This is a genomic window from Clostridium ganghwense (assembly GCF_026735165.1).
Classification (GTDB): Bacteria; Bacillota; Clostridia; order Clostridiales; family Clostridiaceae; genus Clostridium_H; species Clostridium_H ganghwense.
In genome coordinates, this window is sequence record NZ_JAPQES010000003.1 from 425,937 (window position 1) to 450,654 (window position 24,718).

Annotated in this window: 26 protein-coding genes and 1 riboswitch; of the genes, 11 read left to right on the forward strand and 15 right to left on the reverse strand. The window is 29.2% G+C overall.

Annotated elements, in window-relative coordinates:
* Positions 1-42 precede the first annotated feature (42 nt).
* The 8 genes from OXH55_RS11065 to OXH55_RS11100 form a co-directional block, all read right to left on the reverse strand.
* Positions 43-630, reverse strand: a complete 588-nt coding sequence (locus OXH55_RS11065) for a PH domain-containing protein (RefSeq protein WP_268050026.1) — start codon at positions 628-630, stop codon at positions 43-45.
* Complete coding sequence (locus tag OXH55_RS11070; RefSeq protein ID WP_268050028.1) at positions 620-1,171, reverse strand: sigma-70 family RNA polymerase sigma factor; 552 nt, start codon at positions 1,169-1,171, stop codon at positions 620-622. The genes OXH55_RS11065 and OXH55_RS11070 overlap by 11 nt, the downstream gene beginning before the upstream one ends.
* A gap of 410 nt (positions 1,172-1,581) precedes the next feature.
* Positions 1,582-1,959, reverse strand: a complete 378-nt coding sequence (locus OXH55_RS11075) for a PH domain-containing protein (RefSeq protein ID WP_268050029.1) — start codon at positions 1,957-1,959, stop codon at positions 1,582-1,584.
* 186 nt (positions 1,960-2,145) lie between these two features.
* Positions 2,146-2,946: a CPBP family intramembrane glutamic endopeptidase gene (locus OXH55_RS11080; RefSeq protein WP_268050030.1), complete on the reverse strand. Its 801-nt coding sequence runs from the start codon at positions 2,944-2,946 to the stop codon at positions 2,146-2,148.
* Positions 2,947-3,022: 76 nt separating this feature from the next.
* The gene (locus tag OXH55_RS11085; RefSeq protein WP_268050031.1) at positions 3,023-4,465 is read right to left on the reverse strand and encodes a sensor histidine kinase; all 1,443 of its coding nucleotides are present in this window, start codon (positions 4,463-4,465) and stop codon (positions 3,023-3,025) included.
* Between the two features lie 29 nt (positions 4,466-4,494).
* A complete protein-coding gene (locus tag OXH55_RS11090; protein ID WP_268050032.1) occupies positions 4,495-5,202 on the reverse strand; it encodes a response regulator transcription factor in 708 nt (235 codons plus the stop codon).
* Positions 5,203-5,261: 59 nt separating this feature from the next.
* On the reverse strand, positions 5,262-5,435 hold the full coding sequence (locus OXH55_RS11095) for a hypothetical protein (protein WP_268050033.1): 174 nt from the start codon (positions 5,433-5,435) through the stop codon (positions 5,262-5,264).
* 140 nt (positions 5,436-5,575) lie between these two features.
* Positions 5,576-7,036, reverse strand: a complete 1,461-nt coding sequence (locus tag OXH55_RS11100; RefSeq protein ID WP_268050034.1) for an ATP-binding protein — start codon at positions 7,034-7,036, stop codon at positions 5,576-5,578.
* A 213-nt stretch (positions 7,037-7,249) separates the two neighbouring features.
* A riboswitch (cyclic di-GMP riboswitch) is annotated at positions 7,250-7,336 on the forward strand.
* 65 nt (positions 7,337-7,401) lie between these two features.
* On the opposite strand from OXH55_RS11100, the gene OXH55_RS11105 reads away from it, so the two are divergent.
* The 10 genes from OXH55_RS11105 to OXH55_RS11150 all read left to right on the forward strand — a co-directional run bounded on the left by OXH55_RS11105 (position 7,402) and on the right by OXH55_RS11150 (position 14,766).
* A complete protein-coding gene (locus OXH55_RS11105) occupies positions 7,402-7,743 on the forward strand; it encodes a DUF192 domain-containing protein (RefSeq protein ID WP_268050035.1) in 342 nt (113 codons plus the stop codon).
* Positions 7,744-7,806: 63 nt separating this feature from the next.
* A complete protein-coding gene (locus OXH55_RS11110; protein ID WP_268050036.1) occupies positions 7,807-7,992 on the forward strand; it encodes a Flp family type IVb pilin in 186 nt (61 codons plus the stop codon).
* 58 nt (positions 7,993-8,050) lie between these two features.
* A complete protein-coding gene (locus OXH55_RS11115; RefSeq protein WP_268050037.1) occupies positions 8,051-8,569 on the forward strand; it encodes an A24 family peptidase in 519 nt (172 codons plus the stop codon).
* Complete coding sequence (locus OXH55_RS11120; protein ID WP_268050038.1) at positions 8,566-8,946, forward strand: TadE/TadG family type IV pilus assembly protein; 381 nt, start codon at positions 8,566-8,568, stop codon at positions 8,944-8,946. The genes OXH55_RS11115 and OXH55_RS11120 overlap by 4 nt, the downstream gene beginning before the upstream one ends.
* A 10-nt stretch (positions 8,947-8,956) precedes the next feature.
* Positions 8,957-9,880 carry a TadE/TadG family type IV pilus assembly protein gene (locus tag OXH55_RS11125; protein WP_268050039.1) on the forward strand — a complete coding sequence of 308 codons (924 nt, stop codon included), beginning with the start codon at positions 8,957-8,959 and terminating at the stop codon, positions 9,878-9,880.
* Positions 9,881-9,888: 8 nt separating this feature from the next.
* The gene (gene cpaB / locus OXH55_RS11130; RefSeq protein WP_268050040.1) at positions 9,889-10,587 is read left to right on the forward strand and encodes a Flp pilus assembly protein CpaB; all 699 of its coding nucleotides are present in this window, start codon (positions 9,889-9,891) and stop codon (positions 10,585-10,587) included.
* 52 nt (positions 10,588-10,639) lie between these two features.
* On the forward strand, positions 10,640-11,473 hold the full coding sequence (locus OXH55_RS11135; protein ID WP_268050041.1) for a CpaE/TadZ family protein: 834 nt from the start codon (positions 10,640-10,642) through the stop codon (positions 11,471-11,473).
* 12 nt (positions 11,474-11,485) lie between these two features.
* The gene (locus OXH55_RS11140) at positions 11,486-12,874 is read left to right on the forward strand and encodes a TadA family conjugal transfer-associated ATPase (RefSeq protein WP_268050042.1); all 1,389 of its coding nucleotides are present in this window, start codon (positions 11,486-11,488) and stop codon (positions 12,872-12,874) included.
* A gap of 2 nt (positions 12,875-12,876) precedes the next feature.
* Positions 12,877-13,848 carry a type II secretion system F family protein gene (locus OXH55_RS11145; protein ID WP_268050043.1) on the forward strand — a complete coding sequence of 324 codons (972 nt, stop codon included), beginning with the start codon at positions 12,877-12,879 and terminating at the stop codon, positions 13,846-13,848.
* Positions 13,849-13,851: 3 nt separating this feature from the next.
* Positions 13,852-14,766 carry a type II secretion system F family protein gene (locus tag OXH55_RS11150; RefSeq protein ID WP_268050044.1) on the forward strand — a complete coding sequence of 305 codons (915 nt, stop codon included), beginning with the start codon at positions 13,852-13,854 and terminating at the stop codon, positions 14,764-14,766.
* 103 nt (positions 14,767-14,869) lie between these two features.
* Here the strand turns inward: OXH55_RS11150 and OXH55_RS11155 are convergent, their stop codons facing one another.
* Together OXH55_RS11155 and OXH55_RS11160 are read right to left on the reverse strand one after the other, a co-directional pair.
* Positions 14,870-15,745, reverse strand: a complete 876-nt coding sequence (locus OXH55_RS11155) for an ROK family protein (RefSeq protein WP_272509034.1) — start codon at positions 15,743-15,745, stop codon at positions 14,870-14,872.
* Between the two features lie 105 nt (positions 15,746-15,850).
* Positions 15,851-16,762, reverse strand: a complete 912-nt coding sequence (locus OXH55_RS11160) for a serine/threonine-protein kinase (RefSeq protein ID WP_268050045.1) — start codon at positions 16,760-16,762, stop codon at positions 15,851-15,853.
* Between the two features lie 201 nt (positions 16,763-16,963).
* Here OXH55_RS11160 and OXH55_RS11165 point away from each other — a divergent pair, with 201 nt between their 5' ends.
* Positions 16,964-18,004, forward strand: a complete 1,041-nt coding sequence (locus tag OXH55_RS11165) for a patatin-like phospholipase family protein (RefSeq protein ID WP_268050046.1) — start codon at positions 16,964-16,966, stop codon at positions 18,002-18,004.
* Positions 18,005-18,090: 86 nt separating this feature from the next.
* Here OXH55_RS11165 and OXH55_RS11170 read toward each other — a convergent pair whose 3' ends face one another.
* The 5 genes from OXH55_RS11170 to licT all read right to left on the reverse strand — a co-directional run bounded on the left by OXH55_RS11170 (position 18,091) and on the right by licT (position 24,706).
* Entirely contained in the window at positions 18,091-18,861 is a 771-nt protein-coding gene (locus OXH55_RS11170) for a histidine phosphatase family protein (protein ID WP_268050047.1), read from the reverse strand.
* A 62-nt stretch (positions 18,862-18,923) separates the two neighbouring features.
* Positions 18,924-20,351: a 6-phospho-beta-glucosidase gene (locus OXH55_RS11175; protein WP_268050048.1), complete on the reverse strand. Its 1,428-nt coding sequence runs from the start codon at positions 20,349-20,351 to the stop codon at positions 18,924-18,926.
* 46 nt (positions 20,352-20,397) lie between these two features.
* Positions 20,398-21,837, reverse strand: a complete 1,440-nt coding sequence (locus tag OXH55_RS11180) for a 6-phospho-beta-glucosidase (protein ID WP_272509036.1) — start codon at positions 21,835-21,837, stop codon at positions 20,398-20,400.
* 21 nt (positions 21,838-21,858) lie between these two features.
* Positions 21,859-23,754 carry a beta-glucoside-specific PTS transporter subunit IIABC gene (locus tag OXH55_RS11185; protein WP_268050050.1) on the reverse strand — a complete coding sequence of 632 codons (1,896 nt, stop codon included), beginning with the start codon at positions 23,752-23,754 and terminating at the stop codon, positions 21,859-21,861.
* Between the two features lie 121 nt (positions 23,755-23,875).
* On the reverse strand, positions 23,876-24,706 hold the full coding sequence (gene licT, locus OXH55_RS11190; protein WP_268050051.1) for a BglG family transcription antiterminator LicT: 831 nt from the start codon (positions 24,704-24,706) through the stop codon (positions 23,876-23,878).
* Positions 24,707-24,718 lie beyond the last annotated feature (12 nt).

The window sequence follows — 24,718 nt, forward strand, 5'->3', positions numbered from 1 at the left end:
TCCTCCATATTTTACTTAATAAGCTATTCTTAAATTATAACTTTAATTATTTTTATTCAGTACTTTATCTAAATACCTACATATTTCTTCTATATTACTTACTTTTACATACATTATCATTCTATTATTAATCCAGCCTGCTACGAGTTCATCATCATCCTTCTTAATAGATTTTAACTTAAAATCTAAAACTATAAAATCTTTTTTACATTTATGCTGAAATTTCATTACATCTTTAAAATCAGCAATACGTGTTTCCATTATGCGGTATATGCCATCTACCTCAAAAAATATAATCCTTTCATTGGTAATATATATAACATAGCTTGTACCTAATTGAGGAATTGCATACTTACCATTAACCCATCTAAATGTTAAGTATTTCATCATATATTTCCATGCACTTACTGTTGATTTAAATTTATATATAATTTGTTCTCCTTCTTTTAATTTCTTTTGTACAATTTCATTGCATCTATTTAAATTTTCGATTGATATTTTATTAGTAATAGATTGTCTTCTTTCTATTAATTTATTAGAATCAATTGTTGATTGAGCTTCATATTTTTTTATTTCTTCCTCATCAACCTCTGTAACTTTTAATTTTTTTATAAATTCTCTATCTCTCATATGCTCTACCCTCCATTAAACTTTTTAATTTTTTTCTTCCTCTGGAAAGTCTGTTGTATATATTTTCTTTTGGTATTTTAAGTGATTTTGAAATATTTTCTATACTTTCTTCGTTTAAATATTTTCTTATAAAAATCTCCCGATCTTTTTCATGCAATTCACTTATTAAATCCATTAGTTCTTTTGATTGTTCTTCTAACTTAAGTTCTTCATCAACTCTATTTTTATCTTCTAAATTCAAATCACTTATATTACAAAGATTATAAGTTTTGTTACTTTTTCTTTTATAATCAATAGCTTTAAATTTAGATACCGATATTAACCAGCTTGTAAAGTTTGCCTTCTTACAATCATAACAATCTATGTTATACCAAATGTTTAAGAGTATATCATCAAAACACTCATCTATTAATTCTTTTTCATGTGATTTATCTAAAATACCATTTATCACTCCATAAATAAGATTTCCATATTTCTTAATAAATTTATTTAGATATTTTATGTCTTGCTTTTTCAGCCCCTCTATTAATTCGTCATTCATACATTTTCTCCCCTCATACATTTTAATCCATCTTAAGTAATTTTTAATTATTATATACATTATACGAAATAAGTTTTTAATTTCTATCACATAATTACAAAATAATTCTTATTTTGATAAAAAAAACAAAGGTATATATTGCTATAAAAGCGTTTCACTTCACTAAGAAAGTCTAATTTATTTTCTTAGATATATGCTAAAAAACATAAACTCGCTATCGCTCAAACATATGTCTTTCTTTACGCATATATCACGAAAATAAATAAGACTTTCTAAAGTTTGTTCAAATGCCTTTTACGCAATATATACTTTTTTAGGATACTTAAGGTTGGAAATTATAAAATTTTATAATTTCCTATAGAATAAAAAACCGCATTGGATAAATCCAATACGGTTTTGTGTATAATACTTTATTTTAAAACATATTCAGCTAATACAGTTTGAACCTCATAAATATTTAAGCTCTTATTAAACTGCTTTTCAATTGGCATTTGGCTTCCTGAAATCCATATTTTCAATTCAGCATCTAAATCAAAATGCCCTGCTGTTTCTATGCTGAAATGAGTTATAGTTTTATATGGAATTGAATGATATTCAATTTTTTTACCTGTCATACCTTGCTTATCAACTAAAATTAATCTTTTATTTGTAAATATAAACATATCACGAATTAGTTTATATGCTTTTTCTATTCTTTCAGTTGAAGCTAGAATATGTGCATATTCCTTTTGAACATCTCCCATATTAACTTCTGAAGCATTTCCCATCAATCCATCAAATAATCCCATCTTTACTCCTCCTGAATATAGTATTATTTACATTTTTTATTTATATGTTTTCCCAATCCTATATTCTAGATATTTTTATTAAATCCTTCTTTTACAGTACATAGAGTTAAATTACATACGCTATACTTAACCATATCTATATAAACATATACCGTCCTTACATTCTGTATTTCATAATAAAGTAATTTATTTTTGCCAATTTTCCTTTATATATCTTAAACAAAAGAAACCTGATATTAAAAATATAATTAAACCTACAGAAATTCCTATAGTAATTTGACTTTTACTAATACTGCCAACATTAGAAGACGTAGAAGGGAAAAATGAACTACTCTCAGCTATAAGGTTGTTAAAAAAATGAATGCTTATAGTATTCATTAAATTTTCTGTTTTTATATATACCAAACACATTATAATTCCAAAAACAAACGCACCTAAAAAAGCAAGTTCTCCATGCATTAATCCAAATAATATAGAAGAAATTATTATTGCAGTACCTGTACTACGTGTCATTCTTAATCTATTCAAAATAATACCTCTGAATATAAATTCCTCAACAATAGGCGCTAAAAATACAGCTGCAATAAAAGTAAAAATTTCTGAACTAAATGTATTGTTATCTTCACTAACTTCCGCTAATAATTTATTAAAAAACTCTGGACTTATCATATATGCTAAAGAAACAACTAATACTACAAAACTAATACTAAAAGCAAAATTCATACAAATTATTTTTGTTATCTTACTCCATTTAACTTTGTCCTTAAAATCTTTTATAATAGGTTTTAATCTTATGTTATTTTTAAATGTTATATATATAATCCATAAAATTAATATAACCCTATTTATCATTAACCAGAAATTAAAATCTAACATCTCAAATTTCTTAAAATAAGGTTGTTCCGATATAATCATTAAACTTATTGTAACTAATAAATATACAAACACTGCTTTTCTTATTTTGATACTTTGAAAAAAATCATTCATTTTTCTTCCCCCATTCATATATATGCCAAAAATCATCAACTGTCTTACTTATCTCATTAATCTCCTATCTCAGCAGTTATAAATATATTTTAAATGCAGTCTTAAAATTTTCCTCGGATTCAAGATATAATTGACCTCCATGTTTCTCAACAATCTTATGTGCAATAGATAATCCCAGGCCTGTTCCCCCTGTTGTTCTTCTAGACAAATCGCCCCTTGTAAAATCTTCAAATATTTGTTCTTTCAAACTATCCTCAATACCCTTTCCGTTATCTGCAATTACAATTTCTATACCATATAATTTTTTCTTTAATTCTATTTTTAATGTTGTATAGTCTGGATTATATTTCAAAGCATTTGAAATAATATTTGAAACAGCTCTTGCCATTTCATTTTTATCAAATTCATATATAATTTCGTATTCTGGAATATCAATTATAAAATCAAAATTTTTGTTTTCAATTTCAGGATAAAACTCTACAGCTATTTCTCTCATAAATTCACAAATATCCAGTTTTTCTTTATACATAATATATTTATCATTATTAAGCTTGGCTAACTCATGAATATTTTCAATAAGAGTAGTTACTCTTTGAGATTTTTCATATATTGTTTTAAGGTACATTCTTTTTCTTTCCTCATCTTTAACAACTTCATCATATAATGCTTTTGAATATCCCTGTATGGATGCTACGGGGGTTTTTAAATCATGAGAAAGATCAACAAAAAGCTGCTGTTTTAAAGCTTCATTTTTTTGTCTTTCTATCTCTCCTGATTGGATTTTTTCTGCCATGAAATTAAAAGCATCCCTTATCTGAGCAAATTCATTTGCACTTTTAAAATTAATTCTTGTGTAATAATAACCATCTGTCATTTTTTCTATTCCTTCAAGTATTTTTTTTAATGGCTCTACTATTTTTCTTGATGTCCAAAATGCATAAAATCTTACTACAATAAATAAAAAAATTAATATTCCCAAAATTCCTTTCATTATTTCACCAGATGCTTTTGCTATATATTTTTCAGGAGATGATCTTTTATCTACATCTATCTTTATAACTCCTGGAGGTATTTTAACCATACAATAATATTTCTTTCCATCTGTATAAAATGGAGTTATTGAATGTAGATATGAATCATCATTTTTTTCTTCATCTAAATTTGTATCTATTAACTTATATATCTCTTCTTCAGTATAAGCTTTTTTATCATCCTTCTTTTTTCCAATAACATATACCACATTCCTATCTGAATCTAGTATTTCAACCCAGCCTCCTACTGACGTAATTTTTGAAGCATCTATATTTTTATAATCACTTTTTACTATCTTTGAAGCCATAAAAAACTGCTGTATTTCACCTATGTATTCATTTGAACATAACATTTTCCCAATACTTACAGCTGTAAAAGTTATACCAGATATAAATACTATAATTATCAGAAATACAAATAAAACATAATGTTGAAACATGGTGGTATATACTTTTTTATATTTTTCATTTTTTTTGGTATTAAGCATTATTTAAACTCTCCATATAATCAATTAAATTATAATTTTTTATTTTCAAACTTATATCCAAGACCTCTTATGGTTTTAATATACATAAGTGTTTTTGAGTCATCCTCTATTTTATCTCGAAGGTTACTCATGTGAACCATTATAGCGTTATCATCACCATAAAAGGTTTCTTCCCATACTTGTTCAAAAATTTGTTTTTTAGTAAACACTCTACCTGAGCTATTCATTAACAGAAAAAGAATTTTATATTCTGTTGATGTAAGAGACACTTCTTGATTATTTTTATAAAGTGTACATGTAATTGTATCTAGTTTCAAATCACCAAATTCTATGTGTTCAGCTTGTCTACTTTTGCTATGATTTATATTTATATTGAATTTATAATATCTTCTAAGCTGCGCTTTTACTCTTGCTGCAATTTCAAGAGGATTAAAAGGCTTGGTAACATAATCATCCGCTCCAAGTTCAAGTCCAAGTATTCTATCACTATATTCATTTTTAGCTGAAAGCATAATTACAGGAATATTATATTTTTCTCTTATTTTCTTTATAAGATGATATCCATCCATATTAGGCATCATTATATCTATTACAGCAATGTCAATAGAATTTACCTGTAAAATATCAAGTGCCATAATTCCATCGTAAGCTCTAAATATTTCATATTCTTCTTCCAAATATAATGATAAAAGTTCTACTAATTCCTTCTCATCATCAGCAATTAATATTTTTTTCATCAATTTGCAGCTCCTTTTTCTTAATTTAATTCTATAACTTACTTGTTAATAATTAGTTACTAATCAATATTTTTCTTAATTTTATTATAATGTGTATACGAACTAATAATCAAAGCTATTATTAATAATATACGTAACACCATATGCCATATATTAGTTTTCATAAATATAACAAAACATGTAAGTACCATTATACCTACTATATTTAATATAATAGAAAATTTATGATTCATAAGTAATCCCTCCTTATTTTTACATTGTATTCCTGTTTTATTTATCCCAACTTAATAAAATCTTAAGATTACCTTAAGATATACGCAAAAATACCGTATTGAACTCAATACGGTATTTTTAATCATACTTACTATCAAACTTATACATTAACATCTGAAAATTCTATTTCTATTTTTTTCATATTTATTTCGTTTAAACTTACATTATCTCTAGTATGGTCATCAAGTACCTTTAAAGGAAGTACTATTGTAAATTTACAACCTTTATCAATTTCACTTTCAAGCATTATTTTGCCTCCATGCATTTCAACAAAAGATTTAACCAATGAAAGTCCTATACCACTTCCTTCATTTTCCCTCACAAAAGTCTCTGATACCTGAGTAAATCTATTATATATGGACTTCTGCATATTCTCTGGAATTCCTATACCATTATCCTTTATAGATATTAAAATTTGTCCATCTTTTTCACATATATTTACTTTAATTTCACCAGATTCTCTAGTAAATTTAACAGCATTTGATAACAAATTTAGCATTATTCTTTCCATCTTTTCACTATCACATGCAATAACCTTTTCCTCAAACTCAGTATCAAATTCAATCTGAATACATTTTTCTTCTGCATAAGGTACTATTGATAATGTTATGTCCTCTATCAATTTAACTATATCATAATTATAAAGGTTTAATTGCATAAAACCAGCCTCAATTTTACTCATATCAATAAGGTTATTAATTAATTTAATCAGTCTATAACAATTTTGTCTCATAGTTTTTAAATAATTTTTAAGTTTTTGATTTTCTGCACATTTTTCAGGAAGATTTATCTCAAAAATCTGAATACTGCTAAAAATAATATTGATAGGAGTTCTAAGTTCATGAGAAATATTGGCAATAAATTCTGTTTTTAGTTTGTCTAACTCATATGCATCTTGAAGCAGTTTTTGATTACTTTTAACTTCTTCTTGAAGTAAATTTACATGACTATCAAACTTTCTATGTGTTTCTTCTATAGTAATCAAAATAATAGAAAAAGAGAGTGTTACCGTGTGCAGTATATAAGCTACTATATCAATATAATAATCTTTTCTTGCAATAAATAACCATGAAAAACCAAATACCATCTGAACTAATGGGAAAATAATAGTAGTAATTGCTAAAAAATGTATACTAAAAGTTTTATTTTTACATTTTAATATATTCATTCCCAAATAAATATAAATAAACATAAGGAAAATTTTATGAATAAATACACTAATAGGACATATAAAATTTAATGCTAATAGATCTATAATAACTAAACTTATAGCTCCATATAAATGGTATTTTGAAATCTTTCTTTTTAAAAAGCTTTCTATAGTTGCATAAGCTAAAAAATTGCTGCTTAAAAAAAAGAAAACAGCAATATTAGTCATAAGGTTATTCTTATTGTTAACTTCCCCAAATAATGTAAATACAACTGTGATTATACCTAAAATATGACTTATAGACATAAAGTTTATATACTTTTTAGGATGAACTATATTAAATGAAATAAAAATTAAAGCTAAAGTTGCATACAAAAATAACAATATAAGATAAAAAGTAATACTCTCCATAATTTACCCCTGTTTCATAAGTTTTTTTACTTATATTTTATCAAAATGCTAATTCTTGAGTCAAACAAATATCCAAATAAGATTTTTAGTTCATTTTACCACCACTTCAAATAGTTTTAAAATTTAGTATTTTAGCTCTTATATTTTGCCATATATTGATACTTGCACCCCCTCCCTATATATATATATAATTAAATTAATATAAGATATAAAACTCGATAAAGGCAAAATTAGTGAAAGCTAATGACGCAAAGCTATAGGGACTACGGTGTTTTTACACTATGTCAGCCAGTTGCCGAAAGGTTTGGAATTATACCCACACCCGTAGGTTGGGTATTTTTTGTTATCAGGAGGTGAACTTCCCCATGCTTCTTAAAAATAAGACTAATAATAATATAATTGTGCAAAATGTAATTGTTGCAAATAGTTTTTTTAAAAGACTTAGGGGGCTAATGTTTACAAAGGAGCTTTCACCTCAATCAGGATTATATATTTCTCCCTGTAGTGGAATACACACTTATTTTATGAATTATACTATCGATGTTTTATATCTCGATATTAACAATACAATACTTGCTATTGATGAGAACATGACACCTGGAAGAGTCGGAAAATTCAGAAAAAGCTCCGTGGCTGTTGTTGAACTCACAAGCGGCAAGGTAAAAGAAACTCAAACTAAAGTTGGACAAGTAGTAGAATTTGTATAGTTAAAGGAGGGAAAAATAAACATTTAGTAAATTCATAAAAAACTATTTAAGGGAGGTAATTTTATGTTAAATAAAATGAAGAATTTAGTTGTTGATGAAAGAGGTCAAGGAATGACTGAGTACGGATTGGTTTTAGGTGTTATTGGAATCGGAGCAATAGTAGCTTTAGTAGCTTTAAGGGACCAAATTAGTACATTGATTAACAATGTTAAAACAAATATATTTAATAATACACCATCAGCAAGCTAATATATACAAAGGGTCCTGCAGCAAGTAGCAGGGCCTTTTTTAAACGGGAGGTGGAAAAATGTTATTTGATTTAATTCTAGTTTTCGTGCTAATTACATGTTTTATAACGGATTTAAAGTATCAAAAAATATACAATAAAGTTATTTTTCCATCGCTTATTGTATCATTACTACTGCATTTTATTTTCTATGGTTATATTGGTTTAAAATCCTCACTACTAGGCTTTGTAGTAGGTTTTGGTATACTTTTAATCCCCTATTTTTCAGGTGGGATTGGAGCTGGTGATGTTAAGCTTCTAGCACTTATAGGCGCTATAAAAGGAAGTACTTTTGTCTTTAATACTGCTCTATATATGGCAGTAATAGGCGGGATTATGGCCCTTGTTGTTATTTTATATCATAAAGATTCTCTAAAGTTTTTTAAAGAATTATTTTTATGGATAATCTCATTGTTGCATGGTATAAAATACAAACTTGAACTGCCAACCTCACCGCTTTTAAAAAAATATCCATATGGACTTGCAATAGTAGGTGGTGCTGTAATTTGCCTTATCTCTAAGGGGGCCTGGATTGTATGATCAAGAAAAAAGGACAGGCAATATTAGAAACTGCTCTTGTCCTTCCTATTATTTTAATTGTCTTTTGTGGAATTATTGATTTTGGAAGAATTTTTCATGCATCAACCCATTTAAACATGGTAACCCAAGAAGCAGTAAGATTGGCAGGCTTAGGAGAAAATGATAGCGAAATAGTTCAATTTGTTAATGACAAAGTTTATTTAGTAGATAAAGATACTATTCAAATAGATATCACTCCAAATAGCCTTCTAAGAAAATCTGGTGACTATGTTACAGTAAAAATAACATATAAAGTTAACTATATAACTCCTATTATTAGCACATTCCTTCCATCACCCTTTGAGGTAAATACTCAATCAACCATAAGAGTTGAATAGGAGGGAGATTATGTTATTAAAAAAATTAAATCTGTTTAAAGAAGAAGATGGCAGTGCATTGGTGTTATTTACTCTATTCTTTGTAATAATTATTGGAATAGCTGGTCTTGTAATTGATGGAGGCCTTTTATTCACTACCAAAAGTCATTTAAAAAAAACAGCAAATGCAGCAGTTTTATCAGGTGCACAAGAGCTTACAAATAGTGATAATTCAGTAAATGAAGTTGTCTTAGAAATTTTGAAAGCTCACGAAGAAGAAAATAACCTAAAGGAAATATATATCGAAACAAATAATGAATATAAAGTAAGAGTTGTTTTAGAAAAAGAGGTACCATTAAAATTTTTAACACTCTTTAAAATTAACAGTATGACAATAACAGTATCCTCTTCTGCTGAACTTGTTCCCATGAGCCGTGGCCAAGGAGCAGTTCCCCTTGGAATAGATAAAAATATTCCCCTCGAGTATCTAAAGGAATACAAATTAAAAGTTGATTCAGGAGATTCTGAATACGGAAATTTTGGTATTTTGGCCCTTTCAGGTGTTGGGGCAAATCTTTATGAACAGGATTTAACCTATGGGTATGAAGGTGAAATAGAAGTTGGAGATATTATAAACACTCAAACAGGAAACATATCAGGAAAAACCCGTGATGCTGTAAATTTTAGAATAAACTCATGTCCTCATCCCATTGATGACATAAACCATAGAGATTGCTCAAGAGTTATTTTAATTTTAGTTTATGAACCATACATGGTTCAATCTAATCAGTTAAAAGAAGTAAAAATAACGGGCTTTGCATACTTTTATATCAAATCTCCAATGGACCACAATGACTCTTCAATTACTGGATACTTTATAAGGAGAGCTGGCAGCGGCTTTGGAGATAAAAATATAGCAGATAATGGAGCATATACAATTAGATTAATAGAGTAGGTGAAAAAATGAAGTCAAGAAATATTTTAATCTTAGCTCTAATGATGGCACTTATAACTACTTTTCTTTTCAATAAATATCTTAAGGATCTTGATAAAAAGTATAAAAAAAATGAAAACAAAATAAGTGTTGTAGTACCCCAAAAATATATTAATAAAAATGAAAAAGTTACTCGTGAACTGCTTCAAATTAAAGAATTTGATGCAGATTCAGTACATCCTGAAGCAATAAAAAAAATTGAAGAAGTTGAAGGAAAGTATGCCTTAACAGATATAAAAAAGGGAGAATTTTTATTCTCCAACAGATTTACAAATCAGTTTGATGAAAAGAAATTGGTAACAAGAAAAATACAAAATGGTTTTAGAGCAGTATCAATTGAGGTTAACCTTGTAGAGTCTGTATCTAATTTAATACAGCCTGAAGAATATGTTGATGTAGTTTTCAGCGAAGAAATTAAACAAGATGGAATAACCAATACTATAAATACACAAATATTACTTGAAAATATAAGAGTTTTAGCTGTTGGTAAAAGACTCAGTGATAAAAAAATTCAAACTAAAGATTCAAAAGATTTAAATCAAAAGGAAAACGAAATTGAATATGTATCTGTGACATTAGAATTGAAACCATCGGATGCAATTAAACTTATAAATGCTGATGAAAAAGGCCACATAAAACTTATTCTTAGAAGCAAAATATTCCCATAACATTCTTTTTATTTACGAAGAATAAGTACCCCAGTTCAAGGAGGCAAAGCCTATGACCATAGATAATTTTGAATATATTACAACTGAAGAAACAAAGAGTGAAATTATTGTTTTTGCAAGTGCCAAGGGCGGAGTTGGAAAAACAGTACTTACTGTTAACATGGCAGTTGCAATTGCTAGTAAGGGCTTTTCCACTTGTATTATAGATGGAAATTTTCAATTTGGCGACGTAAACCTTGCCCTAAATATAGAACCCAAACTTACAATTAGTGATGTCATTCATGATGTAAACTCATTAGACAGTAATATGCTATTAAATTATCTTCAAAATCATGATAGTGGAGTAAAAATTTTATCTGCTCCATTAAAACCTGAATATGCAGATTTAATAACATCCACTGAAATTAAAGTTATTTGCAAAAAACTTTTAGAACAACACGACTATTTAATTGTAGATTTATCCTCTGGACTTTCTGAAAATAATATTAGCTTCTTAGAATTAGCAGATAAAATTTTTCTAGTTACAGACCTTGAAATGGCAGCTTTAAAAAACACAAAAATAATGCTAAAAACTCTAAATGCATTAAACCTGTCAGAAAAGATAAGAATCATTGTAAACAGAGGAGATATGGAAAGTGTAATTAAATTTAAAGATGTTAAGGATATACTTGGTATGGATAATTTGTTGTTCATACCAAATAATTTCAAGGTTGTGTCAAAATCCTTTAATATTGGTATTCCCTTTGTAATAAACAAACCCAAAGAAAAGATTTCAAATGAAATTATCAATATAGCTAGTGAAATTTATAGAAATAAATATTTTCCTAGACATAGGAGAAGAAAAAAACAGAGTTTAATGGGCTTTTTCAAAAGGAAAAGAAATTAACGGAGGTAAATCATGGGACTTCTTGAAAGAATTAATACAATGAAGAAAAATGATAATAATACTGAACAAAAAATTGAAAAAAATGAAATTTCATTTTTTAAGCCTGAAAACACAAGCACTTCTAATAAAAAAATAATTTATTCTCTATCAGGCGAAGAACAAGAATTAAAAAATAAGCTTCAAAAAAAAATAATGGAAGAATTTAAAGATGAATCTGTTGACAAATTAGTTTCTAATCTTGATTCAATGGCCCTTGAAATAATCAAAAAGAATGTAGAACATTTTGGTGATATTGATAGAAAAAGAGTTGTGCAGGAACTTATCAATGATTTAACAGGCTATGGACCAATAAATCCTCTTTTATTGGACTCTGATATCAGTGAAGTTATGGTAAATGGACCTTATAGTGTATATGTAGAGAAAAAAGGTAAAATTCAGTTAACCGATGTACAGTTTAGAGATAATGAACATGTTATGCATATAATTGAAAAAATTGTGTCACCCCTTGGGAGAAGAATAGATGAAAGTAGTCCTATGGTAGATGCACGACTTCCAGACGGCTCAAGAGTTAATGCTATAATTCCCCCACTGGCTTTAAACGGTCCAACAATCACAATTAGAAAATTTTCAAGTACCCCATTAACCATAGAAGATTTAATAAACTTTGATACATTAACAAGAGAAATGGCTGTTTTTATTGATGCATGTGTTAAGGCAAGACTTAATATTTTTATAAGTGGAGGTACAGGCTCTGGAAAAACAACAACATTAAACGTGTTATCCTCCTTCATTCCAAATGATGAAAGAATAATAACAATTGAAGATGCAGCCGAACTTCAACTATCACAGGAACATGTTATCTCATTAGAATCAAGACCTCCCAATATTGAGGGAAAAGGTGCAGTAACAATAAGAGATCTTGTTAAAAACTCACTAAGAATGCGACCTGAAAGAATTGTAATTGGTGAGGTGCGTGGTGGAGAAGCTTTAGATATGCTTCAAGCTATGAATACAGGACATGACGGTTCCTTAGCAACTGGACATGCTAATAGTCCAAGAGACATGATTTCACGTCTTGAGACCATGGTTTTAATGGCAGGAATGGAACTTCCAATAAAGGCAATTCGTCAACAAATTGCAGGTGCAATTGATTTAATTGTTCAACAGGCAAGACTTAATGATGGTTCAAGAAAACTTGTCAATATTACTGAAGTACAAGGTCTTGAAGGTGATGTTGTTGTACTTCAGGATATTTTTACATTTGAACAGCATGGAGTAGATAAAAAAGGAAAAATATCAGGTAAAATGGTTGCAACAGGAATACGTCCTAAATTTTATGATAGACTTGAATCTTCAGGCATATACATTCCTGATTCTGTATTTAAAGTAGAGGAGTGGTAGTGATGAAAGAGGTAGTTCTCTTATTTTTCTTTACATTTTGCTTTTTATTTATTGTATGGACATTTTCTTATTTCCTTTTATTTAATAGGAGAATTCAAAAAAGAATAAACTACTACTTTTATCTAAATAAAACTGATACAAATTTTAAGAAAAATAGAGATGGAGTTAAAGAAGGAATCAGCAGCTTAAAAAAACTAAATGAGTTAATACGAAAAAAGTTATCCAATATTGATCAAGATAAAATTGATCAAATGCTTAAAAGTGCTGGAGTACTTTTAACTCCTGAAGAATATGTAATGCTTAAATGGTTTTTATCTGCAATTACAGGCGGTATTTTATATTTTCTATCAAGTAATGTATACCTTTTAATTCCAGGGTCAATTATTGGATATACCTTACCCAAGATATGGATAAATAGAAAAATTAAAATAAGAATTCTAAAATTCAACGAAGGTTTACCAGATATGATAGCCACTTTAATAAGCTCTCTCAAATCTGGCTACAGCTTTGCTCAGGCTTTAAAAACAGTTGCTGAAGAGTGTGATTCTCCAATCAAAGAAGAGGCTACCCTTTTACTAAAGGAAATGAACTACGGAATTACTATGGAAGAAGCTTTAAATAACTTAGGTAAAAGAATGCCAAGTGATGATCTTGAACTTATGCTGCAAGCAATATTAATTCAAAGACAGGTTGGTGGAAATTTAGCTGGTGTGCTTGAAATAATCGTAAAAACCATTAGAGAAAGAACTAGAATTCAACGTCAAGTCCAAAGCTTAACAGCTCAAGGAAGACTCTCTGGTAGAATAATTGGTGCACTCCCTATTGCCCTTGGTCTTATGATTTATTTCATGAATCCAGAATATATAAAAGTTTTATTTAACAATACATTAGGAATCATTATACTCTCAGCAGGTATTATATCTGGAATAATCGGATTTATTTTAATTCACAAGCTAACTAAAGTTGAGGTGTAAACTATGTTAGTAATTTTTTTCCTATTAACCACAAATCTTTTCATATTGTATATAGTTTTAAAGATTTTCGAACCTAAATTTAGAGTAAAAAAAAGAATAGAGATTTTTGTTAATACAGAAAATCTTATACGTAAAATCGAAGAAAATGAAGCTGACCCCCTTTCTCGGAAAATAATACTTCACGTTAAAAATAAACTTAAAAGTTATTTTGGTGAAAAAATTTCTTCTAAAAAGGAGCAACTTTTAGAAAGAAAACTGCTTCAAGGTGGAAAGCCGTTAGGTATGACACCTATTGATTTTCATATTTTCAAAATCACCTTAAATATACTTTTATCTACATTATTTGGTATTTATGGTAAATTACTAGGTTTAAGTTTTACTGGTATCTTTATTCTCTTTTTAATTGGTTTTATACTGTCTATTTTTATTCCTGATTTTTATATTAATCAAAAAATTAAACAGAGATATAAACAAGCCCTCAGAGAACTTCCTGATTTTCTTGACCTTTTAACTGTTTGTCTTGAGGCAGGACTTGGTTTTGACGGTGCATTAAATAAAGTCATATCAAAGAAAACTGGTGTACTATCCTCTGAATTTCAAATTTGTATTGAAGAAATTCGCCTGGGTAAAACAAGAAAAGAAGCACTAACAGGAGTAAAGAATCGTCTTGACTTTGATGAAATAAAATCTTTAATCAACAATATACTTCAGGCTGAAAAGCTTGGAATTAGTATTGTACAAATTCTAAGAATAAAATCCCATGAAGAAAGAGAAAGAAGAAAACAAATAGCTGAGGAGGAAGCCATGAAGGCACCAATAAAAATATTGTTTCCCCTTGTATTATTCATTTTCCCAAGTATTTTTATTGTTTTACTTGGCCCTGCAGTTATACAGCTAATAAATGAACTTGGGAAATAGTTATCTCTATAACACTTAACGGTACCTATTCCTTTAAAAAATACAATAGGTACCATTTTATTATTTCCCTCTAACTTTAAGTTCCTTATTAAACCTATATTCTTTATATATTTTTAGCTGTTCTCGCTAATGCAAGAGCACCGCATATTCCAGCATTATCTCCTAAAGCAGGATAAACTACATATTCATCTATATTTTCATCTAAATTATTATGAACTACATAACCATTTAAAAATTCCTTAAGGTATTTATGAATGAGTGGGAAAAGCTGTTTTTGTTTCATTACTCCACCACCAATAATTATTTTTTCTGGTGAAAGAATCAAAACAAAATTAACAAGTGCTTGAGCTATATAATATGCTTCCATATCCCAAGCTTGATGGTCTGAAGTTAACTCTGATCCTTTTACTCCCCATCTTTTTTCTATTGCAGGTCCACTTGCCATTCCTTCAAAACAATCTTTATGATATGGACAAACTCCTTCAAAATCATCTTCTGGATATCTTTTAAGCATTATATGCCCCATCTCTGGATGAAGAAGTCCATGAAGCAGTTCCCCTTCAACCAAAGCCCCTGCTCCTATCCCTGTTCCTACAGTCATATAAATACAACTTTTTAATCCTTTAGCAGCTCCCCATGTAGCTTCTCCAAGAGCCGCTGCATTTACATCAGTATCAAATCTCATTGGTATATTAAAATGCTTCTTTAGTTCACCTAAAATATTATAATTAGTCCAACCTTTTTTAGGAGTAGAGGTTATGTATCCATATGTAGACGATTGCTCATTTAAATCCACTGGACCAAAAGAACCTATACCTAACGCCTCTATATTTTTATCCTTAAAAAAATCTACAACCTTCTTTATAGTTTCTTCTGGTGTAGTTGTTGGAAATTGAATTCTTTCTAATATTTCTCCATCTTCATTACCTACAGCACAAACAAATTTTGTACCACCAGCTTCAATTGCTCCTAAAATCATAATATTCCCTCCTCATATATGAATATTACTTTATTTACCAATAACACTATTATAATTATACCATAGGTAATTACGCTTAAACTACATATAGTTATTCTCTAATTTCTAAAAAAGTAAAGATATAATTTGATTTCTATCCAAACCATAAATACTTATTAAGAATATAGCTATAAATAATACCATCATTATAATTGTTTTTCTAAATTTAAATTTATTTAACTTTTGGAGTTCCATATTTACCTTCAACATTTTTATTATAATTTCTTTATTTAGTTCTTCAACTGAAACATATCTATTCTCTATATCAATTTGAACACATTTTTGTATTATTTTTTTCAAATTACCATCTACATTATTATCATAATTATCATCCATGAGGGGTTCTAAGCCTGTATATGAAACCTTTCCCGTAGCCATGAAGTACATAACCATACCAATACCATATATATCCGTTTGTCTGCAAGATTGTCCTAAACTATACTGTTCTGGAGCAGCAAATCCACTAGTACCCATATATCTATCTTCATTAGTATCATAGTCTTTGTATATTTTTGAAATACCAAAATCAATTAAAAAAACTTCTTCCTTTGGAGTTATCATTATATTAGACGGCTTTAAATCTCTATATATAATCGGAGGATTTAAGCTATGTAAATAGGATATAATGTTACATATCTCCAATATAATATTGCATATATTTCCTGTTTTTATAAAACCTTTTTCTTTTACATACTTCTTTAATGTTTGTCCCTCTATATAGTCCTGAACCATATAAAGACTATTATTCTCGTAAAATATATCAACTATTCTTGGAATATTGGCATGTCTTAGTTTTCTTAAAATATTAGGTTCTGATAAAATCTCTATATTCTTTTTAAAATCTTTTTTTACTTCTTTTATAGCCCAAAGATTTTGAAGCCTTATATTCTTACATAAATAAACTGTTCCCATACCTCCTTTTCCTAAAACTTTAATCACTTCATATTTTCCATCTAGTATACATCCACTATTAAGCATATTCCACCTCTTGTATAAAACTTTTGTCACGTACTATAATACGGAGATAACCTTAATTTTTAAGGGGGAATAATTATATACCTAATTATAATGTATTCAATTTTAACTTTATATTTAAACATCAAACTTTTAGTGGAAAGATTCACAGTAAAATTATTATTGAATATCTTAACATTATGAGTAACTATGGTGGAGGTCTTTATGTATAGAAATGATATGTATTATAAAATTAATAATTTAGTTTTTGAAGGAGGAGGAGTATTAGGAATAGCGTATTTAGGAGTATTAAACTTTTTATATAATCATGACATATTACAAAATATAAAAAGAGTAGCAGGAACATCAGCTGGAGCAATAACTGCATGCTTAACTAGCTTTTCTTTACCATTTGACGAAATGAAAAAATTAGCTGATACAATAGATTATAGAAAGATACCACAAAAAGGTACTCAACCTGATTTAAAAAGAATTCCTACTGTTCTAAAAAAAGAAATGGAAGAAATATTTGAAGATATTGATTGTATTTACAGGTTAATTAAAAACTACGGCTGGTATTCTAGTGAATATTTTTATGAATGGATAAAAGAACAAATATCCTCTCAGTTCGATAGTTCTAAAAAACTCCCTCCATATACCTTTGAAGATTTTAGAAATCCCTATATTCATAAGAAACAAAGACCTTTTTTAGATTTATATATTATTGGTACAGATATATCTACTGATTCTTCAAAAGTATTTTCTTATGAAACAACTCCTCATATGGATGTAGCTGAAGCCGTAAGAATTTCCATGTCTATACCTCTTTTTTTTGAATCAATAAAGATTAATGAAGATAAAACCTCCGAAAAACCAATGACTCATATATTTTCAGATGGTGGAGTTATGAGAAACTATCCTATAAATTTATTTGATTCTAATTATTTCATGGATATAATTATTGATGGTGTAAATGTTCAAACAATAGGAGCAAGATTTAAAAGTAAAATAAAATATAATGAAATAAATAATTTTATAGAATATATAGAAAATCTACTTAAATCATTTGTAAAAATTCAACAGGATATATATAATAATAGCCCTATAGATAAATTAAGATCCATTGAAATAAATACAAAAGATATATCTTTTATAGACTTTGATATAAGTCAAAATGATGAAAAATATAATTTTTTATATCAACAAGGCTACAAAGCTGCTAAAAATTATTTTCAAAATAAAATATATTTCCCTAGATTATACTAAAACCATACTGGATGAACAAATAAAAGAGTGCCCACTTTATGGACACTCTAGAGTATTTAACCTTTGATGATTCTTTCTTCTACTACTTATTTTACTGATTTACCCTTTTCCACGTAACTCATGTCATTAACAGATTCAATTGTATATTTTCCATTATCATAAACAATCTTTGTTACACTTGCATTTGCTAAAGGACCTTTTACTGTACCTGGTGCAATACTTTCTACCAATGCACTTATTGCTATTCCATGTGAAACAACTAAGACATTTCCGCCACCATTTTTATAAGCTTCATCTGCTATTTTATCTACTTCGCCTCTAACTCTATTTGTTAATTGTTTCCAAGTTTCTGCTTGTTTTGTTTCATCAAGTTTTGCAACAGTATCAATAAACATTTTAAAATCTAGCTTTTTCATAAATTGTTCTAATGTTATATTATTTGCTTTTGCAACTTCTTCCCACATAGTATGATTTAATTCACCTTCATATTTTCCAAAGCAAGCTTCTCTTATATTTTTAGTTTGAGCTAATTTTATATTTTTTTGATTACTTTTATCTAATACAATTTTTGCAGTTTCTATAGCACGTCCACTATCACTACTATATGCCGCTGCAAAAGGAACATCCGTTATTCCTTTTCCTAAAAATTCAGCTACTTCAACTCCTGGTTTTGTAAGTGGTGCATCTGCCCATCCTTGAACTCTATCTGATGTGTTAAGCATAGTTTTTCCATGTCTTGTTACATATAAAGTTACTGGTTTCTTCTCTTTTGCAACTTCTTTCTTCTGTTGTCCGCATCCAATTCCAACTAAGGACATCATTCCTATTAAACAAAATGCAAGTAATCTCTTTTTCATTTTAATTCTCCTTACTTTTTATTTTTTGCAATTCAACTATTTTTTAAAGCTCCTGAGTAAGCCTATACTTCTTCTCCATTTGTCCCAATAACATTCTTGTACCAATAGAAGCTCTTCTTTCTAGATCTTTCTAAAGTTCCATTTCCGTCATTGTCTTTATCAACATATATAAATCCATAACGCTTCTTCATTTCACCTGTTGATGCACTAATTAAGTCGATGCATCCCCAAGGTGTGTATCCCATAAGATCTACGCCATCAATTGTAACTGCTTTCTTCATTTCAGCTATATGTTTTCTTAGGTAGTCAATTCTATAATTATCATTAATAGAACCGTCTTCCTCAACCTTATCAACAGCTCCTAATCCATTTTCTACACAGAATAGTGGTACTTGATAACGGTCATATAGATTGTTCAATGCAATTCTAAAGCCTTCTGGATCAATTTGCCATCCCCAATCTGATGCTTCTAAATAAGGATTTTTGATTCCACCTAACATATTTCCTGCTGTAGAAGTATCCTTAGTTGGTTTTGAACTAATTACTAATGTCATGTAATAACTAAATGCAAGGTAATCTACCTTACCATTTCTTAAGATTTCCTCATCTCCAGCTTCCATCTCAATATTAATGTTATTTCTCTCAAAATAACGCTTCATATTATTTGGATAGTAACCTCTTACCTGCACATCAGTAAAGAAATAATGTTTATTCATCATCTCATTAACAACTTGCACATCTTTTGGATTACAAGTTTCTGGATAAGCTAATGGATAAAGCAGCATACATCCAATTTTAAAATCGGGATTAATTTCATGTCCTAACTTTACAGCCTTTGCACTTGCTATAAATTGATGATGAGCCGCTTGATAACAAACTTGTTCCTTATTTTCTCCATCCTTTAACTTAATTCCTGCTGGAATAAAAGGATGTAGTGCAACTACATTTATTTCATTGAAAGTCATCCAATACTTAACCTTATCTTTATAACGAGTAAATATTGCCCTGCAGTAGTTCACATAGAAATCTACTAGTTTACGATTTCTCCAAGCACCATACTTCTCAATTAATTCATAAGGCAGTTCATAATGAGAAATTGTAACAACTGGTTCAATTCCATATTTTAAGCATTCATCAAATAAGTCATCATAAAATTTTAATCCTTCTTCATTTGGTTCTGTTTCATCACCATTTGGGAAAATTCTTGTCCAATTAATTGACGTACGAAAACACCTAAAGCCCATTTCAGCCAATAACGCAATATCTTCTTTATAGTGATGGTAGAAATCTATAGCTTCATGTGATGGATAGTATTTTCCTTCTATAATTCCATCTGTATATTCACGCTGCTTATCTACAGCACCTCCAGTAGCCACATCCGCTGTACTTACACCCTTTCCACCTACATTCCACGCACCCTCACATTGGTTAGCAGCAACTGCTCCTCCCCATAAAAAACCCTCTGGAAATTGATTGTTTCTATTTTGCATGTTTATTTCCTCCTCGTTTTACCTCAAAGTACTTTACCTTAGCTGATTATTCTAATGTTTCTCCATTTGATTCAATAACTTTTTTGTACCAATAGAAGCTCTTCTTTCTAGATCTTTCTAAAGTTCCATTTCCGTCATTGTCTTTATCAACATAAATAAATCCATAACGTTTCTTCATTTCACCCGTAGATGCTGATACTATATCTATACATCCCCAAGACGTGTAGCCTATAAGCTCAACTCCATCTAAAACAGCTTCCTTCATTTCCTTAACATGCTCTCTTAAATACTCAATTCTGTAATCATCAATAATTGAGCCATCTTCCTCTATCTTATCTACAGCACCTAATCCATTTTCTACTATAAATAATGGTTTTTGATATCTGTCAAATAGTGTATTACATGTAATTCTCAAACCCTTAGGATCTATTTGCCATCCCCATTCTGAAGCTTTTAAATATGGATTCTTAATTGTTTCAAAAACATTTCCATTAGTCATTCCCTTTAAAATTTCTGGATCTGTACTTGCACATCTACTTGCATAATAACTAAATCCTATATAATCAACTGTATAAGTTTTTAATATTTCCTCATCCCCTGGCTCCATTTCTATTTCTATACCATTTTCTCTAAAGAATCGCTTAGCATATCCAGGATATTCTCCTCTTGATTGAACATCTATAAAGAAATAGTTTTCTCTATCCTTGTCCATAGCTTTTTGTACATCATCTGGATTACATGTATAAGGATAAGTAACTCCAGCTGCTAACATACATCCAACCATTACCCCTGGGATTATTTCATGTGCTGCCTTTGTAGCTAAAGCACTTGCCATTAATTGATGGTGAGCTGCTTGATATTTAATTTTATTTTTATCTTCACCTTCTTTAAATACAATTCCTGCTCCTACAAAAGGAAGGTGTAATAACATATTAATTTCATTAAATGTCATCCAATACTTAACTTTATCCTTATATCTATTAAATATTGTTTTAGTATATCTTTCATAGAATTCTACAAGCTTTCTGCTTCTCCATCCCCCATAGTTTTCTATTAATGCTACTGGTATATCAAAGTGACAAATAGTAACTACTGGTTGAATGTCATGCTTTAACATTTCATCAAATAACTCATCATAGAATTTTAAACCTTCTTCGTTTGGAGTTTCATCATCACCATTAGGGAATATTCTTCCCCAAGCTACTGATACTCTTAAACATTTAAAACCCATTTCTCCAAATAAAGCTATATCTTCTCTAAAATTATGATAAAAGTCTATAGCTTCATGTGATGGATATATTTCTCCTTCCATTGGAGAAAAACTTTCTATATTACCTAGCATCACTTTAAATCTATTTTTACCAGTTGGACAAAGGTCTATATTTGTAAGACCTTTGCCTCCTTCCCTATATGCCCCTTCACATTGATTTGCTGCTAAAGCTCCTCCCCATAAAAAACTTTCTGGAAATCCTAATTTATTTGACATAACCATCTTTCCTTTCCTTTATTAAATTACTACTGTTAATAATTCACCTTTATAGTTTATATTTACCTTATCAGTTTCAATAACATCTAAGTAATTATCAGAATTTGTTATAACTACAGGTGTTGTAACTGAGTATCCTTCCTCTTCGATAGCCTTTTTGTCAAATTCCAATATGACATCACCTATTTTCACCCTATCTCCTTGTTTAAACTTTGGAGTAAAGTACTTTCCTTCTAATTGTACAGTGTCCATACCTACATGAATTAAAATTTCAGCACCATTATCTGTAGTGATTCCCATAGCATGCCCTGTTGGGAAAAGAGTTGTTAATACTCCATCTGCCGGAGCTACAACCTTACCTTCTGAAGGTTCTATACCAATACCTTTTCCTAATACTCCCTTTGAAAAAGCTTCATCCTTAACTTCTGATAACGCTATAACTTTTCCCTTTAGTGGACTACCTATAACTTCCTGCTTTACTAAAGTTTCTTCCTTCTTTTCTTCTTTATTTTCAGGAGTAACTTCGTCATCTTCAAATTTGCTAAAATACATTACTACAAACCCTAGAATGAAAGCAATAATAAAAGATGTAATGGCTGCATAGAAACCTTTGTCTAATCCTGATTTTGGATTAACGTAACTTGGTATACCAAAGATACCTAATCCCCCCATAATATACATTACTGAACCTGCCCATCCTATGATAGCACCACCTATAGAAGCTACAATACAACTTAGTATAAATGGTTTCTTACGAGGTAATGTGATACCATATATAGCAGGCTCAGTAACTCCAAATATACCTGAAATAACTGCTGGTACTGATAAAGATTTTAACTTTTTATTCTTTGTCTTAAGCATTATTGCTAGTACTACCCCAGTTTGTGCAAAAGATGCAGCAAATGTAAGAGCCAGAATTGGATCATATCCTAAAGTAACTAAATTGTTGATTGCAAGAGGTATTAATCCCCAGTGTAATCCAAATATAACAAACACTTGCCAAAAACCTCCAATAACAAGACCGGTAATAATTGGACTAAATTCATAAAGAGCAATTGTACCTGCACCTAATAACTGGCCCGCCCATGTGGCTACAGGTCCAACTACTATAAAAGTTAAAGGACCAACAACTAGTAATGTACAAAATGGAACTAAGAAAGCTTTAACAACATCTGGTATTATCTTCTTAAATAACTTTTCAACCTTTGATGCTACATAAGTAGCAAGGATAATTGGAATAACACTTGATCCATAATTCATTAAAATAACTGGGATTCCTAAGAATGTTATATATACAGGTGATTCTATTATTGTACCTTGAAACAAAGTATATAATGGTTCACCTGCAGTTAAACCAGAAAGTGCTGGATAAACAAGTGCTGCACCTATTGCCATCCCAACAAAGTGATTTAATTTAAACTTCTTAGCAGCTGTGTATCCTAAGAATATTGGGAAAAAGTAAAAAAAACAATCTCCTATAGCATTTAAAAGCTGATACGTACCTGAATTGGGTAAAATCCAGCCTAAAGCTAAGAATAAAGAATTAAAACCTTTAATCATACCAGTAGCTGCTAATACTCCTAGAGCTGGTGCAAATATTCCTGAAATTGTATCTATTAAACTATTTAATACTCCTGTTTTTTGTTCTGTTTCATCTGATGTTGCTGTACTAAATCCCCCTATAACCATCACATCTTCATAAACGTCCGGTACATGATTACCTATAACTACTTGGTATTGTCCACCACTTTGCATAACTGTCACAACACCATCCATGTTTTTTAATACTTCTGTATTTGCCTTCTTTTCATCCTTTAATTTAAAACGAAGACGTGTAACACAGTGAGTTAAGCTGTTAACATTTTCTTTTCCGCCAACATTTTTTATAATGTCTTTTGCCAATTGTTCATACTTCATAATGCCTCTCCTCTTTTCATATTTATTTATAAAAAAAGGCAAGACCAAATAAATAGAATAATCCTTTATTCTATCAATTTCGGTCTCGCCTGCTTTACCAGTAACAATCCTAAATATTTTATTATCTTTGGGTAATTCTTTGAATGTGAAGAGTCAAATACAATTTTTCCTCATCATTTAGCTCTTTTTCTAGATATTTTTCTATTTTAAGCATACAATTGTATGCCTTTTTATATTTTACTTTTACCTGCTTTAATAAGAAATCATCTTCTTCTGATTCTATCTTTTCTTTTCTATTTAATCTTTTGAAGAAGAATCTTAAATGAGTAATAAATCTTTCATAGCTTAGAGATTTATCATCTAATTCAATGTTGTATGTATATTTAACTATATTTAAAATATCCATTATCATTTCTGTTATGTTAAGCATATCCTCCACATTATCATAGGAGCTGTTTATCTGTGCATTTATTAGATGAAGAGCTATATTTCCAGCTTCATTCTCAGGTAATCTCTTACCTACTTCACTTTCAATAAAATCTAGTGCTTTTAATCCTACAGCAAATTCCTTAGGGTAAAACTTTTTGATTTCCCAAATAAGTACATTAGGGCAATTAAGTCCTTCTTCAAAAACTTTAAGAGCATTACTAATATGATCTGTTAGGGTAACATATATATAGTCATTTAACTTTACATTTAAAATATTTTTTGCATATTCAATAATATCGTAGCATAGAGACACATGCTCTACGGGAACATCTTCTAGCAATAATTTAAATTTTTCTGAAGCCTCTTTTTGTTTAAGAATAAAGGTTTTTTGAACGAGATTTTCATCTATTTCATCTCCTACCTTTTTCTTAAAAGCAATTCCGCATCCCATAACAACAATCTCATGCTTAGAAGAATTCTTTGCTAACACTACATTATTATTAAAAACCTTTTTAATTATCAACTCTATCACCCC